The following is a 550-nucleotide window of genomic DNA, read 5'->3' on the forward strand; positions in this document are numbered from 1 at the left end:
TATGCCCATTCAGATAAAACAGCTGGAAGTTTGATGTGAGTTGCATCTACAATTCGAAGTCTTCCGATATTCGGAAGACCGGAGAGATGATGGGTATGAAAACTCAGTTCGTGTAAGACCTTAAAGAATAATTTTTGTAGAATCGTTGTATCTAAGTCATTGATTCTTCTGCTTAATTGAGAACTACTAATGCTTTCTATCCCAATTTCTTTCATGAGATCTGAATATGCACGCATTTTGATTTCAAATTCAGGATAAGATTCCCAATGATCCAATTGCGCAGTTATGAAAAGCTTTACTAATTGCTCTACAGAAAGCTTTTTCATATCGTAGTTTAAGAGAGGACAAGCTAAATCCTCCGTAGGTAATAAAGATAGACATTGACTAATAACAGTTTTATGAGCTAACATTATATAGGTTTTGGCTCCTTTGTAGAAGTTTGTTTTAGGGAACAAACATTCAACATTTCTACAATAGGAGCTTTTTTTGCGTTTGTCTATAACTTCATACATCAACTTACTTATTTTGGAAGGTGTGCAAAGCCAGTGGG

Annotated in this window: 1 pseudogene; it reads right to left on the reverse strand. The window is 34.9% G+C overall.

Features of this window, described 5'->3' with window-relative positions:
* Positions 1 to 410: pseudogene (locus tag SM124_RS23985) on the reverse strand (IS4 family transposase); the annotation flags it as partial.
* Positions 411 to 550: the final 140 nt, after the last annotated feature.

The organism is Robertmurraya mangrovi (assembly GCF_034427655.1).
Taxonomy (GTDB): domain Bacteria; phylum Bacillota; class Bacilli; order Bacillales; family Cytobacillaceae; genus Robertmurraya_A; species Robertmurraya_A mangrovi.